Here is a 12,393-nt window from a genome sequence, read left to right as displayed (position 1 = left end):
GCCGGACTACTCCTCCACCAGCAGCCGGTCGCGCAACTGGGCGAGGGTGCGGGCCAGCAGGCGCGAGACGTGCATCTGCGAGATGCCGACCTCCTGGGCGATCTGGGACTGGGTCATGTTGCCGAAGAACCGCAGCAGCAGGATCTTCTTCTCGCGCGGCGGCAACTGCTCCAGCAGCGGCTTGAGGGACTCGCGGTACTCCACGCCCTCCAGGGCGTCGTCCTCCGCGCCGAGGGTGTCCGCGACGGCCGGGGACTCGTCGTCGGTGTCCGGGACGTCCAGGGAGAGCGTGCTGTAGGCGTTCGCCGACTCCAGTCCCTCCAGGACCTCCTCCTCGGAGATCGACAGCCGCTCGGCCAGCTCGTGGACGGTCGGGGCACGCCCGTGCTGCTGGGACAGCTCCGCCGTCGCCGTCGTCAGGGACAGCCGCAGCTCCTGGAGCCGGCGCGGCACCCGCACCGCCCAGCCCTTGTCGCGGAAGTGCCGCTTGATCTCGCCGACGACCGTCGGGGTGGCGTAGGTGGAGAACTCCACGCCGCGTTCCGGGTCGAAGCGGTCCACCGACTTGATCAGGCCGATCGTGGCGACCTGCGTCAGGTCGTCCAGCGGCTCGCCGCGGTTGCGGAAGCGCCGCGCCAGGTGCTCGACGAGGGGCAGGTGCATCCGTACCAGGGCGTTGCGGAGCTCGGCCCGCTCCGGAGAGCCGTCGGGGAGACCGCGCAGCTTGACGAAGAGGTCCCGCGCGCCACCGCGGTCCTGGGGATCCGGCCGGTGGTGCTCGTGCGCGCCGTCCACGCGTCCGTCGTGCTTCTGGTCGTCCATGGCACCCGCCCGCTCGGCCCGCTCCGCTCGCTGTTGGGAATCGGCTGGATGAGGCCGCGCGTGCTGTTCGGGGATGACCGGGCCCGCCGCCTTCTCGTGGCGGCCCGTCCGCGTTTCGTGCTCCAGGTCGTTCACACCGACCCCCTTGTCCCGTACCGGCCCGTGTTCGCCGGTCACGACGCCCCTGGGCCGGCGCCGCGCTTCTTGTGCAGGCTGATGCTGACCGTGCGGTCCTCGGCCACGGCCGAGTCGACCTCGCCCGCCAGTGCGGACAGCACCGTCCAGGCGAAGGTGTCGCGCTCGGGGGCGCGGCCGTCGGTGGTGGGCGCCGATACCGTCACCCACAGGGAGTCCCCGACGAGCTTGAAGACGCAGCTCAGTACGCTGCCGGGGACGGCTTGCTGGAGCAGGATGGCGCACGCCTCGTCGACGGCGATGCGCAGATCCTCGATCTCGTCGAGGGTGAAGTCCAAACGGGCCGCGAGACCGGCCGTGGCGGTACGCAACACCGACAGGTAGGCGCCCGCAGCGGGCAGCCGGACCTCGACGAAGTCCTGCGTCCCGGGCTCGCCTGCGATCTGGGACACCCTCACCTCCAAGGTGGCACGAGCTGGTGGCTGCGAACGCCGGTCCGGCGCCCCCTGTGGCAGCGGGGTGGCGGACCGGCGCGGCAGATCGTTCGACTGCGACGCTATCGCGATCCGAGGCATGCTGTCGCCCGGGTCCCGATGGGCACCCTTCCTGCGAACGTCACCCATAGTAAACATATGGGCACTGTCCGTGGCTAGGGGTCTGCGGTGCCCAATCCGTTCCGCCTACGCTGTGTGCACAGCGTCCCGCGGTGCCCCGGATGTTCCCGGCGCCTCCGGTTTCCCCGGAACTTCCGCCGCCCCCGCGGCGGCGAGGGCCCGCAGCGGCTCACCGGACAGCCGGAAGACCGTCCACTCGTCCATCGGCTCGGCACCGAGCGACCTGTAGAAGCCGATGGAGGGCTCGTTCCAGTTCAGTACCCACCACTGGAAGCGTTCGTAACCCCTCTCGACGCAGATGCGGGCGAGCGCGGCCAGCAGCGCCCTGCCGTGGCCCGCGCCGCGTGCGGCGGGGCGGACGTACAGGTCCTCCAGGTACACCCCGTGGGTGCCGGTCCAGGTGGAGAAGTTCAGGAACCACAGGGCGAAGCCGACCGGCTCGCCGCTGTCGTCGTCCTCGGCGATCAGCGCGAAGACGGCGGGGTTCTCCCGGAAGAGGGCGTCGCGCAACTGCTCCTCGGTGGCCCTGGCGTGTTCCAGCGCGCGCTCGTACTCCGCCAGCTCGCGGATCATGGAGTGGATCACGGGAACGTCCGAGGGGACTGCTGTTCGAATCACGCGGGAAGGCTAGCCGGTCACCACGGCGGCCACCGAGGTTCCCGGCGGGAACGCCCCCTCCCCGGCCAGGACCGTCAGGCCGTGGAGCATCTTGGCGACGTAGACGCGGTCCAGGTCCGGCAGGCCGTGCCGGTCCTGGAAGTCCCGCGCGAACGCCTCCAGCCCGGCGGTGGTGCGGGCGAAGCCGCCGCAGTGGAAACGGTCCTCCACCCTCCAGTCGCCGCGGCGGCCGCCGAAGGCGGCGTGCTGGAGCCGCGCCACCTCGCCGGCGAGGAAACAGCCCCGCAGGACGGAGAAGCCGATCGCCCGCTGCCCGTCCGCCAGCCCGGCGGCGAGGCCGGCGAGCGTACCGCCCGTACCGCACGCGACGGCCACCACGTCGGCCGCGCCGCGCAGCTCCCGGCCCAGCCCGGCCGCGCCGCGCACGGCCGGGACGTTGCTGCCGCCCTCCGGTATGAGGAAGAACGGGCCGAAGCGGTCGCGCAGGCCGGCGATCCACTCCGGGTCGTTCCGGCGCCGGTACGCCGCCCGCGTCACGAAGTGCAGCCGCATGCCGTCGGCGGCGCAGCGGGCCAGGGAGTCGTTGAGCGGCCGGTCGGCCAGCTCCTCGCCCCGCACCACCCCGATCGTGGCCAGACCCAGCAGCCGTCCGGCGGCGGCCGTGGCGCGCAGGTGGTTGGAGTACGCGCCGCCGAAGGTCAGCAGGGTGCGCTCGCCGGCCCGCGCGGCGGCGCGCAGATTGGGCACGAGCTTGCGCCACTTGTTGCCGACGAGTTCCGGGTGGATCAGGTCGTCGCGCTTGAGCAGCAGGCGGACGCCGTGGCGCGCGAAGCGCTCGTCGGCCACCTCCGTCAGGGGGGAGGGCAGCCGCGGGGCGGAGAGCCCCGGGAGGCCGGGCGGAGGGGCCGGGGAGGCCGGAGGGCCGCTGGGGGGCGCACTGCTCATCCCGTCATTGTCCCGCCGGGGTGGCACTCCGTGTCGCTCCGGGTGCTCCGGTGCGGGCGCGCACCGCACGCGCCGGACCGCCGGGGCGTCCCGCCCCCGTGGTTCCCCCGGTCCCGGCCGCGGCGGGCCCGGAACGGCCCGCGCGGACCGGAGGGCGTTGCGATTGCGGTCGTGACGGTGCAGGCCGGTGGCTCCGTGCCTTATCCGCCGTTTTCCGTCCTCAGCGCGGTGATGGAACCCCCGTGTCAACGAGGTTTGCCGTATGCGCTTTCCAGATAGCCCAGAGTGATATTGTTTGCCGCTTTTTGAGGCATTTGTGAGTGAGAAGTCGCCCGTTGCACGGGGATTTTCCGGGTGTCGCCTCCTCTTGGTGTCCGAGGCCGTTCTGCGCCGGTCCGAACGCGGCTTCCCGGGCGGGCCGGTCCGGCGCCCGGGAGCCGGGCGCCGGGAGGTGTTGCAGTACACCTTCGCGAATAGTGGCTTCCCGCTCGTATGAAAGCGCTTTTCCTGGGCACATGGGTGTACGCCCCGGTCTGCGGATGCCCGCTGTCGTGCCCCCGAGATCAGGGCGGTCATGAGGTGGCTGTGCTGCTCTGAGTCGGCTGTTGTCAAGTTTTCTTGACCTGAGCTATACAAATGTATGGAGGGCATTGCACTCAGTGCCGCACCGCCGGCTGCCTCCGCGACAGCGGAACAGCGAGCGACGGCCATGCCGACCACCTCACCAGTACCTAGGCAGTACGGAAGGGGAGATGGATCATGCGGTGGAGCGAGTTCGTGGCGCAGGTACGCGAACGGGGGCAGTACCCGACGACCAAGGAGGCCGAGCGCGTCTCGCGGATCGTGCTCTCGGCTCTCGGCGGCCATCTCACCGGACCGGAGCGCACGGAGCTGGCCGTCCGCCTCCCGGAGGAGGGCATGCGTGTGCTGACCGACCAACTGCAGGTCACCAAGCCGCTCAGCGGCGCGCAGTTCGTCGACAGCGTCGCGTCCCGCATCGAGGGCGCCACCCCGGCGACCGCGCGCTGGGACGTCAGCTCGGTGCTGAGCGTCGTCGCCGAAATCGCCGGCAACGACCTGCTGGACCGGATCATCGACCGGCTTCCCCCCGGCTACGCCCTGCTGTTCGGGCGTGCCCAGCTCGCCCAGCTCGTCTGAGCGCGGCTGGCCCGATGGCGTTCGGCCGCCCGGCCCCCGCGAAGGGGTGCACGGCGAACGGTGGCGCCGGACGGCCCCACCGGCCAGCATGGCGGGCATGGCGGACACGGAAGCGGAACGGGACGGTGCGCGCGGCGCCGCGCTGGACAGCCTGCACGGACTGGCACTGGGCGACGGATTCGGCGAGCGGTGGTTCTTCCGCGAGCCGCGCGAGGCGGCCGGGATGATCCGCGCCCGCACCCTTCCGGCCGAGGCGCCCTGGCACTGGACCGACGACACCGCCATGGCGCTGTGCGTGGTACGGGTCCTGCTGCGGGCCCGGGCGATCGACCCCGAGGCCCTGGCGCGCGAGTTCGCCGCGGCGTACGCGGCCGATCCGGGCCGGGGCTACGGGTACGGCATGCACGAGCTGCTGCCGCGGCTCGCCTCCGACCCCGGCAACTGGCGGGCCCACGCCCGGGCGCTCTTCGACGGCCGGGGCAGCCTCGGCAACGGCGCCGCCATGCGCGTCGCCCCGCTGGGCGCCTGGTTCGCCGGGAATCCGCGCCGGGCCGCCGCCGAGGCCGCGGCCTCGGCGGCCGTCACCCACGCCCATCCGGAGGGCGTCGCCGGAGCCGTCGCGGTCGCGGTGGCCGCCTCACTCGCCGCCGGCGGGCGCGGCGGCGAGCCGTACGCCCCTGCCGACCTGCTCGGCGAGGTGGCCGGGGCCACGCCCGGGGGAGCCGTCCGCGACGGGCTGCTGGCCGCCGCCGGCCTCCCCGCCGGCACCCCGGCCCACCGCGCGGCCGACGTGCTGGGCAACGGGGCGCGCATCCGTGCTGCGGACACCGTGCCGTTCGCGCTGTGGAGCGCCGCCCACCACCAGGACGACCTGGTCTCGGCGCTGTGGGCGACGGCCGAGGGGCTGGGGGACGTGGACACCACCTGCGCCATCACCGGCGGCGTCGTCGCCGCCCGCACGGGCCTGGACGCCGTGCCGGACACCTGGCGCGAGCTGTGCGAGCCCCTCCCGGACTGGGTCCGCGCCGCGGCGGCCGGTGCCCGCCGGTGACCCCTCCTCCTGCGGCGGCCTCCGGTAGGGAGGGAACGGGGAAGGGAACGGGGAGGGGAGACGCCGCGCGCGGGGCGGAACGCGGGCGGAACGAAGAACCGCACCCGGCCCGCGGGTTCCGGAAGAGCGGAACCGGTGCGGACCGGGTGCGGTGCGCGGGACCCGGCGGGCCGGGAGGCAGGAGGAAGGGCGCGTCCCGGCGCCGGTCCCGGGATCAGGCCTTCTTGGTCTCCCAGAAGATCTTGTCGATCTCGGCGATGTAGTCCAGCAGCTTCTGGCCCGTCGCCGGGTCGGTGGAGGCCTTGGCGGCGGAAGCGGCCTTGAGGGCGTCGTTCACCAGCTGGTGGAGCTGGGGGTACTTCTCGAAGTGCGGGGCCTTGAAGTAGTCGCTCCACAGCACCGAGATGTGGTGCTTGGCGAGCTCGGCCCGCTGCTCCTTGATGTACGTCGCACGGGCCCGGAAGTGCGGGTCGTCGTTGGCCTGGTACTTCTCCTGGATGGCCTTGACCGACTCGGCCTCGACGCGGGCCTGGGCGGGGTCGTAGACGCCGCAGGGAAGGTCACAGTGGGCGCTGACCTTCACCTTCGGGGCGAACAGGCGGGAGAGCATAGAGCTGTCCTTCCTCGTGATCGTCTTCTCACGTGTGAGATTACTCCGTGAGGGACGCCTTTTCGCGTGTGCCCCCACCCGCTTAGGACAAAAGTCCCAGGGAGCGGGGAGGACGGATGCGACGGGGAGGGGCGGAGGTGCAGCGACGAGGACCGGAGGTGCCGCGGATGCCGGAGCGGGTGGACGAGGACGAGGGCCGCGGGCTGCTGCGGATCGGGCTGGCCGAGGTCTACAACCCGTCGATGGAACCGACGCTGCGCCCCGGGGACCTGCTGGTGGTGCGCTACGGGGGAGCGGTGCGGCCCGGGCACGTGGTGGTGGTGCGCCACCCCTTCCAGCACGACCTGCTGATCGTCAAGCGGGCCGTGGAGCGGCGCGCGGGCGGCTGGTGGGTCCAGGGGGACAACCCGGCCGTGCGCAACGACAGCCGCGAGTTCGGGGTGGTGCCCGACGAGCTCGTGGTGGCGCGGGCGTGGGTGCGGCTGCGGCCCCCGGGCCGGGTTCAGCGGACGCCGGGCGCGCTGCTGGGCTGGGTCTTCTCGGCCGTACGGCCGCTCTCCAGGCGTTTGCGGGCACGGTAGGCGGCGACGTTGGCGCGGGTCGCGCAGCGGTCCGAGCAGTAGCGCCGCGAGCGGTTGGTGGAGGTGTCCAGGTAGGCGTTGCGACAGGGGTCGGCCTGGCAGATGCCCAGCCGGTCCACGCCCAGTTCGGTGAGGTGGAAGGCCAGGCCCATGCAGGCGGTGGCCGCGTACCCGGCGGTGGCGTTGGCGGGGTGGTCGGCCAGGTGCATGTGCCAGCGCGGGCGGCCCTCGTCGTCCAGGTAGTCGTGGCCGGAGATCTGCGGACTGGCCGGGAACTCCATCAGCAGGGCGTTGAGCAGGTCCACGGCCCTGACCTCGTCCCCCTCCGAGGCCGCGGTGAAGACCGCGCGCAGCCGGGCCCGTACGCCCCGCAGTCGGGTCACGTCGGCCTCGGTGGCGCGCCGGGCGGCGGCCTGACCGGGGCCGAAGAGGGCCCGCACGGCCTCGACCGAGGTGAGCGTGTCCTCGCCGCGCTTGGGCTGCTCGGTGTTGACCAGCCGGACGGCGAAGTCCGAGTAATAGCTCAGTTCCACTTGTGGTCCTTACGGATGCGCTCTAGGGTCATGAGCGGACGGGTAAGGGTCGTCGTGTGACCCAGGGTATTACGTATCCATGCTGGAGGGGCTGTCATGGCTGAGACGGACATGATCGCGGGCACGGACTGGCGGCGCTGGCAGACCAGTTGGGACCGCCAGCAGGAGTGGTACCTGCCCGACCGCGAGGAGCGGTTCGCGGTGATGCTCGACGCGGTCGAGGCCCTGGTGGGCCCCGCTCCGAAGGTGCTGGACCTCGCCTGCGGCACGGGCAGCATCACCGATCGCGTGCTGCGCCGGTTCCCCGGGGCCACCAGCACCGGGGTCGACCTCGACCCGGCCCTGCTGACCATCGCGCGCGGATACTTCGCCGCCGACTCGCGCGCCGCGTTCGTCACCGCCGACCTGCGCGCCCCGGACTGGACCGGGGCGCTGCCGCACCGCGCGTACGACGCCGTGCTCACCTCCACCGCGCTGCACTGGCTGCGCACGGACGAGTTGCGGACACTGTACGGGCAGATCGCCGGGGTGCTGCGGGACGGCGGCGTCTTCGTCAACGCCGACCACATGCCCGACCCGGCCACTCCCCGCATCAACGAGGCCGTCCACGCCTTCGACAAGGCACGGCGCGAACGCGAGAAGGCCGCGGGCCGGCAGGACTGGCAGGACTGGTGGGAGACGGCCGCCGCGGACCCGGTGCTGGCCGGGCCGGTCGCCGAGCGCTTCCGCATCTTCGGCAACCCGGCGGAGGGGGACCACGCCGACGGCGAGACGCAGTCCGCGGCCTGGCACGCCGAGGCCCTGCGGGCGGCGGGCTTCGCCGAGGCGCGCACGGTGTGGGCGTCGCCGGCCGACGCGATGGTGCTCGCACTGAAGTGACCGCGCCGGGGTGACGGCAGACGGCTGCGGGGGCGGTACGGACCGGGTGCTCCGGTCCGTACCGCCCCCGCACGGTTCACGGCCGGATCAGCGCCGGGCCACGCCCTCCGCGCGGGCCGCGGCGGCGACGGCCGCGGTGACCGCCGGGGCGACCCGCTCGTCGAACGGCGAGGGGATCACCCGCTCCGCGCTCAGCTCGTCGGCGACCACCGCGGCCAGCGCCTCGGCGGCGGCCAGCTTCATGCCCTCGGTGATCCGCGAGGCCCGCACCTGGAGGGCGCCCGCGAAGATGCCGGGGAAGGCCAGGACGTTGTTGATCTGGTTCGGGTAGTCGCTGCGGCCGGTGGCCACGACCGAGGCGTACCGGTGGGCCACGTCCGGGTGGATCTCCGGCGTGGGGTTGGCCATGGCGAAGACGAACGCGTCCTTCGCCATCCTCGCGACGGCCTCCTCGGGGACGGTGCCGCCGCTGACGCCGATGAAGACGTCGGCGCCGTCCAGCGCCGACTCCAGCGTTCCGCTCAGCCCCGCCCTGTTGGTGAAGCCCGCCAGCTCCCGCTTGACGTCGGTGAGATCCGTACGGTCGGGGGAGACGATGCCCTTGCGGTCGCAGACCGCCACGTCGCCGATCCCCGCCTCGACCAGGATCCTGGCGATGGCGACCCCGGCCGCGCCCGCACCGGAGATGACGGCGCGCAGCTCGCCGAGCGCGACGCCGCGCAGCCGGGCGGCGTTGCGCAGCGCGGCGAGCGTGACCACGGCCGTGCCGTGCTGGTCGTCGTGGAAGACCGGGATGTCCAGGCGCTCCTGGAGCCTGCGCTCGATCTCGAAGCAGCGGGGCGCGGAGATGTCCTCCAGGTTGATGCCGCCGAAGGAGGGCGCGAGGCGGACGACGGTCTCCACGATCTCGTCGACCTCCCGGCAGTCCAGCGCGATCGGAACCGCGTCCACACCGCCGAACTGCTTGAAGAGGATGGCCTTGCCCTCCATCACCGGGAGGGACGCCTGCGGGCCGATGTCACCCAGGCCGAGCACCGCGCTGCCGTCCGTGACGACCGCGACGACCTGGGACTTCCAGGTGTAGTCGTGCACCAGTTCCGGCTGCTCGGCGATGGCGCTGCACACCTTGGCCACCCCTGGCGTGTAGGCCAGGGAGAGGTCGCCGGCGTCCCGCACCGGCACGGTCGCGCGAACCGCCATCTTCCCGCCGCGGTGCAGGGCGAAGGCCGGATCGATGAATTCGTCCTCCAGGTCGCTCCCGGAATCGACGATCTCCGCTGCCACTGTTCTGACCCCTTTGTCGAAAGATTCTGTGAGGGTGACCGCTTCCTGGTCGAGGAGCGGGCGGGCACCACGTCCGCGGCCCGTCCGGTGGATGGGGCCACCGTCGGGGAGAGGTACGGACGCCGGGCGCGCCGCACACGCGCCCTGGTCCCCGGGTGAGGGGTGTAACTGCTCTTTCTACCCGATGGGCGTCGTCACGTACGAGTGGATACCGTCTCCGCGGCCGCCGCGACGGGAGCCGCGCGTGCGGGTCACGCTAGGGGAAGCGGCTGCACGGAGGCTGGAACTCCGCTCGACGGGGCGGGCGGGGCGCCGGGACGGAGTGACGAAGCTCTCGTTCTGCTTGTCCTCCTGCTCATGTGAGCAGATGATGGGCGCGCGGCTGTCGGACTGTGATCGGCCCTGGTCACCCGTTATCTGATTTTGACCTGGTGAGCATCCTGGCCTCCGCCGTCCGGATGGCAAGATTCCCCTCAACCATCGCAGAGAGCGTCGCGACACGCCCGAGAGCGTGCCCGGCCGATTGGCCACTCCACTCACCCCGCAGGAGGACCACCCATGACCGCACGCATCGCCCGCCCCCTGCCCCCGGTGGGAGGTACGCCCCGTCCGTCCGCGCGCCGGCGTCTCGCAGCGGTCGGAGCCCTCGCGGTCGCGGGCTCCCTGCTGCTGACGGCGTGCGGCGACCAGACCGACAAGGGCGGCGAGGGCGGCGGCGACACCAAGGCCAAGGGGTCCGAGGCGCCGCTGTTCGACAAGCTGCCCAAGAAGATCCAGTCCGCCGGGGTCATCAAGGTCGGTTCGGACATCGCCTACGCGCCGGTCGAGTTCTACGACGAGAACGACGAGGTCGCCGGCATCGACCCCGACCTGGCCAAGGCCCTGGAGAAGCAGCTCGGCGTCAAGCTGGAGTTCGGCAACGGCACCTTCGACGGGCTGATCACCGGCCTGAACTCCGGTCGCCACGACATCATCATGTCGGCGATGACCGATACCAAGCAGCGCCAGGAGGGCCTGGACGACAAGGGCAAGAAGGTGGGGGAGGGCGTCGACTTCGTCGACTACTTCCAGGCCGGCTCCGCGATCCTGGTCAAGAAGGGCAACCCCAAGGGCGTCAAGACCCTGGACGACCTCTGCGGCCAGACCGTCGCGCTCCAGCGCGGCACGGCGAACGAGGAGCTCGCCGAGGCGCAGAACAAGAAGTGCGACAAGCCGATGAAGATCCTCGCCTTCGACAAGGACACCGAGGCGCTGCTCCAGGTCAAGCAGGGACGCGCGGTCGCGGACCTCAACGACTACCCGGTCGCCGCGTACAACGCCAAGACCTCCGGCGGCGGCAATGACTTCGAGGTCGTCGGCGAGCAGATCGACGCCGCCCCGTACGGCATCGCCGTGAGCAAGGACAACACCGAGCTGCGCGACGCCATCAAGGCGGCCCTCGACGCGATCATCCAGAACGGCGAGTACGCGAAGGTCCTGGAGAAGTGGGAGGTCACCAATGCCGCGGTGAAGGAGGCCACCATCAACGGCGGCAAGTGAGCCGTACGGACGGACCCCACAGTTCCACAGCAAAGGTGACTCTCCGTGTCCGAACCTGAAGACAAGGCGCCAACCCCGGCGGTGTCCACGATCAAGGACCCCGGCGCCGGTGCCGGCGGGACGGGGTCGGTGGCCCAAGGCTCCCCGGTCCCGCCCGAGGCCATCAAGGCCATCCCGGTGCGCCACTACGGTCGGTGGATCAGTGCCGCGATCGTGCTGTTCCTGCTCGCCTTGCTGGTCAAGGCGTTCGCCGAAGCCAAGATCAACTGGTCGACGGTGGGGCAGTACCTCACCTATGACACGATCATGCAGGGCGCCCTGAACACCCTGTGGATCACCGTGCTCTCGATGCTCCTGGGCGTGGGGCTCGGCACGGTCCTCGCGGTGATGCGGCTGTCGAAGAACCCGGTGATGTCCTCTGTCGCCTGGGGCTATATCTGGATCTTCCGCGGCACGCCCGTCCTGGTGCAGTTGCTGCTCTGGTACAACCTCGACGTCGTCTTCGAAATCGTGAATCTCGGCTTCTACAAGGACGAGATGAACGACTTCATGACGCCGTTCCTCGCGGCGCTGCTCGGTCTGGGCCTGAACGAGGCCGCCTACATGGCCGAGATCAGCCGGGCGGGCATCCAGTCGGTGGACCAGGGGCAGACCGAGGCGGCCCACGCGCTCGGCATGACCGGTTCACGCACGATGCGGCGCATCGTGCTCCCGCAGGCCATGCGGGTGATCATCCCGCCGACCGGCAACGAGTTCATCAACATGCTGAAGACCTCGTCGTTGGCCTACACCATCCAGTACGGCGAGCTGCTCCTGGCGGCGGAGAAGATCCACTCGCGTAACCTCGCGGTGATCGAGCTGCTGATGGTGGCGACCATCTGGTACCTGGTGCTCACCACCGTCTTCAGTATCGGTCAGTACTACCTGGAGCGTCACTTCCAACGTGGTTCGTCCCGCAACCTGCCGCCCACCCCGTGGCAGCGGGTGATGGCGAGCCTCGGCTCGTTCCGCACGCCGAGCCAGGTGGGAGGGAAGGCGATATGAACACCTCGACGGTCCCGATGGTGAAGGCGGAGGGTGTCCACAAGTCCTTCGGCCACGCCCACATCCTCAAGGGCATCGACCTGGAGGTGGCGCCGGGCGAGGTGTTCTGCCTGGTCGGCCCGTCCGGCTCCGGCAAGTCCACCTTCCTCCGCTGCATCAACCACCTGGAGAAGATCAGCGCCGGACGGCTGTGGGTGGACGGCCGGCTCGTCGGCTACCGGCAGAAGGGCGACAAGCTCTACGAGCTCAAGGAGCGCGAGGTCGCCGTCCAGCGCCGCGACATCGGCATGGTCTTCCAGCGCTTCAACCTCTTCCCGCACATGACGGCGGTGGAGAACGTCATGGAGGCCCCGGTCCAGGTCAAGGGCGAGAGCAAGGCGTCGGCCCGGGAGCGGGCGTTGAAGTTGCTGGACCGCGTCGGTCTCGGCGAGCGGACCGGCCACTACCCCTCCCAGCTCTCCGGCGGCCAGCAGCAGCGGGTGGCCATCGCCCGGGCGCTGGCCATGGAGCCCAAGCTGATGCTGTTCGACGAGCCCACCTCGGCGCTCGACCCGGAGCTGGTCGGCGAGGTGCTGGACGT

14 protein-coding genes are annotated in these 12,393 nt (G+C 71.4%); 7 read left to right on the top strand and 7 right to left on the bottom strand.

What is annotated here, in order from left to right; translation table 11 throughout:
* Positions 1 to 6 precede the first annotated feature (6 nt).
* From VE546_RS12900 to VE546_RS12885, 4 genes are all read right to left on the bottom strand, one after another.
* Complete coding sequence (locus VE546_RS12900) at positions 7 to 1,107, bottom strand: RNA polymerase sigma factor SigF (protein WP_414720473.1); 1,101 nt, start codon at positions 1,105 to 1,107, stop codon at positions 7 to 9.
* Positions 996 to 1,409 carry an anti-sigma regulatory factor gene (locus VE546_RS12895; RefSeq protein WP_324921789.1) on the bottom strand — a complete coding sequence of 138 codons (414 nt, stop codon included), beginning with the start codon at positions 1,407 to 1,409 and terminating at the stop codon, positions 996 to 998. Before VE546_RS12895 ends, VE546_RS12900 begins: the two co-directional genes overlap by 112 nt.
* 228 nt (positions 1,410 to 1,637) lie before the next feature.
* The gene (locus tag VE546_RS12890) at positions 1,638 to 2,189 is read right to left on the bottom strand and encodes a GNAT family N-acetyltransferase (protein WP_324921787.1); all 552 of its coding nucleotides are present in this window, start codon (positions 2,187 to 2,189) and stop codon (positions 1,638 to 1,640) included.
* Positions 2,190 to 2,198: 9 nt separating this feature from the next.
* Complete coding sequence (locus VE546_RS12885; RefSeq protein ID WP_324921785.1) at positions 2,199 to 3,134, bottom strand: 1-aminocyclopropane-1-carboxylate deaminase/D-cysteine desulfhydrase; 936 nt, start codon at positions 3,132 to 3,134, stop codon at positions 2,199 to 2,201.
* A gap of 759 nt (positions 3,135 to 3,893) precedes the next feature.
* Between VE546_RS12885 and VE546_RS12880 the strand changes: the two genes are divergently transcribed.
* Positions 3,894 to 4,292, top strand: coding sequence for a DUF2267 domain-containing protein (locus tag VE546_RS12880; protein WP_324921783.1), 399 nt, complete (start codon positions 3,894 to 3,896; stop codon positions 4,290 to 4,292).
* 97 nt (positions 4,293 to 4,389) lie between these two features.
* Positions 4,390 to 5,343 (top strand): ADP-ribosylglycohydrolase family protein, encoded by a 954-nt coding sequence (locus tag VE546_RS12875; protein ID WP_324921781.1) that lies wholly within the window; start codon positions 4,390 to 4,392, stop codon positions 5,341 to 5,343.
* Positions 5,344 to 5,557: 214 nt separating this feature from the next.
* On the opposite strand, the gene sodN is transcribed toward VE546_RS12875, so the two are convergent.
* A complete protein-coding gene (sodN, locus tag VE546_RS12870; protein WP_324921779.1) occupies positions 5,558 to 5,953 on the bottom strand; it encodes a superoxide dismutase, Ni in 396 nt (131 codons plus the stop codon).
* A 167-nt stretch (positions 5,954 to 6,120) separates the two neighbouring features.
* Between sodN and sodX the strand changes: the two genes are divergently transcribed.
* Positions 6,121 to 6,534 (top strand): nickel-type superoxide dismutase maturation protease, encoded by a 414-nt coding sequence (sodX, locus tag VE546_RS12865; protein WP_324921827.1) that lies wholly within the window; start codon positions 6,121 to 6,123, stop codon positions 6,532 to 6,534.
* Here sodX and VE546_RS12860 read toward each other — a convergent pair.
* A complete protein-coding gene (locus tag VE546_RS12860) occupies positions 6,456 to 7,067 on the bottom strand; it encodes a CGNR zinc finger domain-containing protein (RefSeq protein ID WP_324921777.1) in 612 nt (203 codons plus the stop codon). The two genes, sodX and VE546_RS12860, sit on opposite strands and share 79 nt — an antisense overlap.
* 96 nt (positions 7,068 to 7,163) lie before the next feature.
* On the opposite strand from VE546_RS12860, the gene VE546_RS12855 reads away from it, so the two are divergent.
* Positions 7,164 to 7,946: a class I SAM-dependent methyltransferase gene (locus VE546_RS12855; protein WP_324921775.1), complete on the top strand. Its 783-nt coding sequence runs from the start codon at positions 7,164 to 7,166 to the stop codon at positions 7,944 to 7,946.
* Between the two features lie 87 nt (positions 7,947 to 8,033).
* Here VE546_RS12855 and VE546_RS12850 read toward each other — a convergent pair whose 3' ends face one another.
* Positions 8,034 to 9,230 (bottom strand): NADP-dependent malic enzyme, encoded by a 1,197-nt coding sequence (locus tag VE546_RS12850; RefSeq protein WP_324921773.1) that lies wholly within the window; start codon positions 9,228 to 9,230, stop codon positions 8,034 to 8,036.
* A gap of 558 nt (positions 9,231 to 9,788) precedes the next feature.
* Between VE546_RS12850 and VE546_RS12845 the strand changes: the two genes are divergently transcribed.
* From VE546_RS12845 to VE546_RS12835, 3 genes are all read left to right on the top strand, one after another.
* Entirely contained in the window at positions 9,789 to 10,769 is a 981-nt protein-coding gene (locus VE546_RS12845) for an ABC transporter substrate-binding protein (RefSeq protein ID WP_324921771.1), read from the top strand.
* 45 nt (positions 10,770 to 10,814) lie between these two features.
* A complete protein-coding gene (locus VE546_RS12840) occupies positions 10,815 to 11,813 on the top strand; it encodes an amino acid ABC transporter permease (RefSeq protein ID WP_414720472.1) in 999 nt (332 codons plus the stop codon).
* The coding region (locus tag VE546_RS12835) for an amino acid ABC transporter ATP-binding protein (RefSeq protein WP_324921769.1) at positions 11,810 to 12,393 on the top strand (584 nt) is incomplete at its 3' end. The genes VE546_RS12840 and VE546_RS12835, both read left to right, overlap by 4 nt.

Origin of the sequence: Streptomyces sp. (assembly GCF_035644915.1) — a bacterium.
In the GTDB taxonomy this organism is placed as follows: Bacteria; Actinomycetota; Actinomycetes; order Streptomycetales; family Streptomycetaceae; genus Streptomyces.
This window is presented reverse-complemented; position numbering and strand designations above follow the sequence as displayed.

Coding starts and splice junctions, on each gene's coding strand:
- VE546_RS12845 (WP_324921771.1), top strand. CDS start 9,789: ATGACCGCACGCATCGCCCGCCCCCTGCCCCCGGTGGGAGGTACGCCC.
- VE546_RS12880 (WP_324921783.1), top strand. CDS start 3,894: ATGCGGTGGAGCGAGTTCGTGGCGCAGGTACGCGAACGGGGGCAGTAC.
- VE546_RS12855 (WP_324921775.1), top strand. CDS start 7,164: ATGGCTGAGACGGACATGATCGCGGGCACGGACTGGCGGCGCTGGCAG.
- sodX (WP_324921827.1), top strand. CDS start 6,121: ATGCCGGAGCGGGTGGACGAGGACGAGGGCCGCGGGCTGCTGCGGATC.
- VE546_RS12885 (WP_324921785.1), bottom strand. CDS start 3,134: ATGAGCAGTGCGCCCCCCAGCGGCCCTCCGGCCTCCCCGGCCCCTCCG.
- sodN (WP_324921779.1), bottom strand. CDS start 5,953: ATGCTCTCCCGCCTGTTCGCCCCGAAGGTGAAGGTCAGCGCCCACTGT.
- VE546_RS12875 (WP_324921781.1), top strand. CDS start 4,390: ATGGCGGACACGGAAGCGGAACGGGACGGTGCGCGCGGCGCCGCGCTG.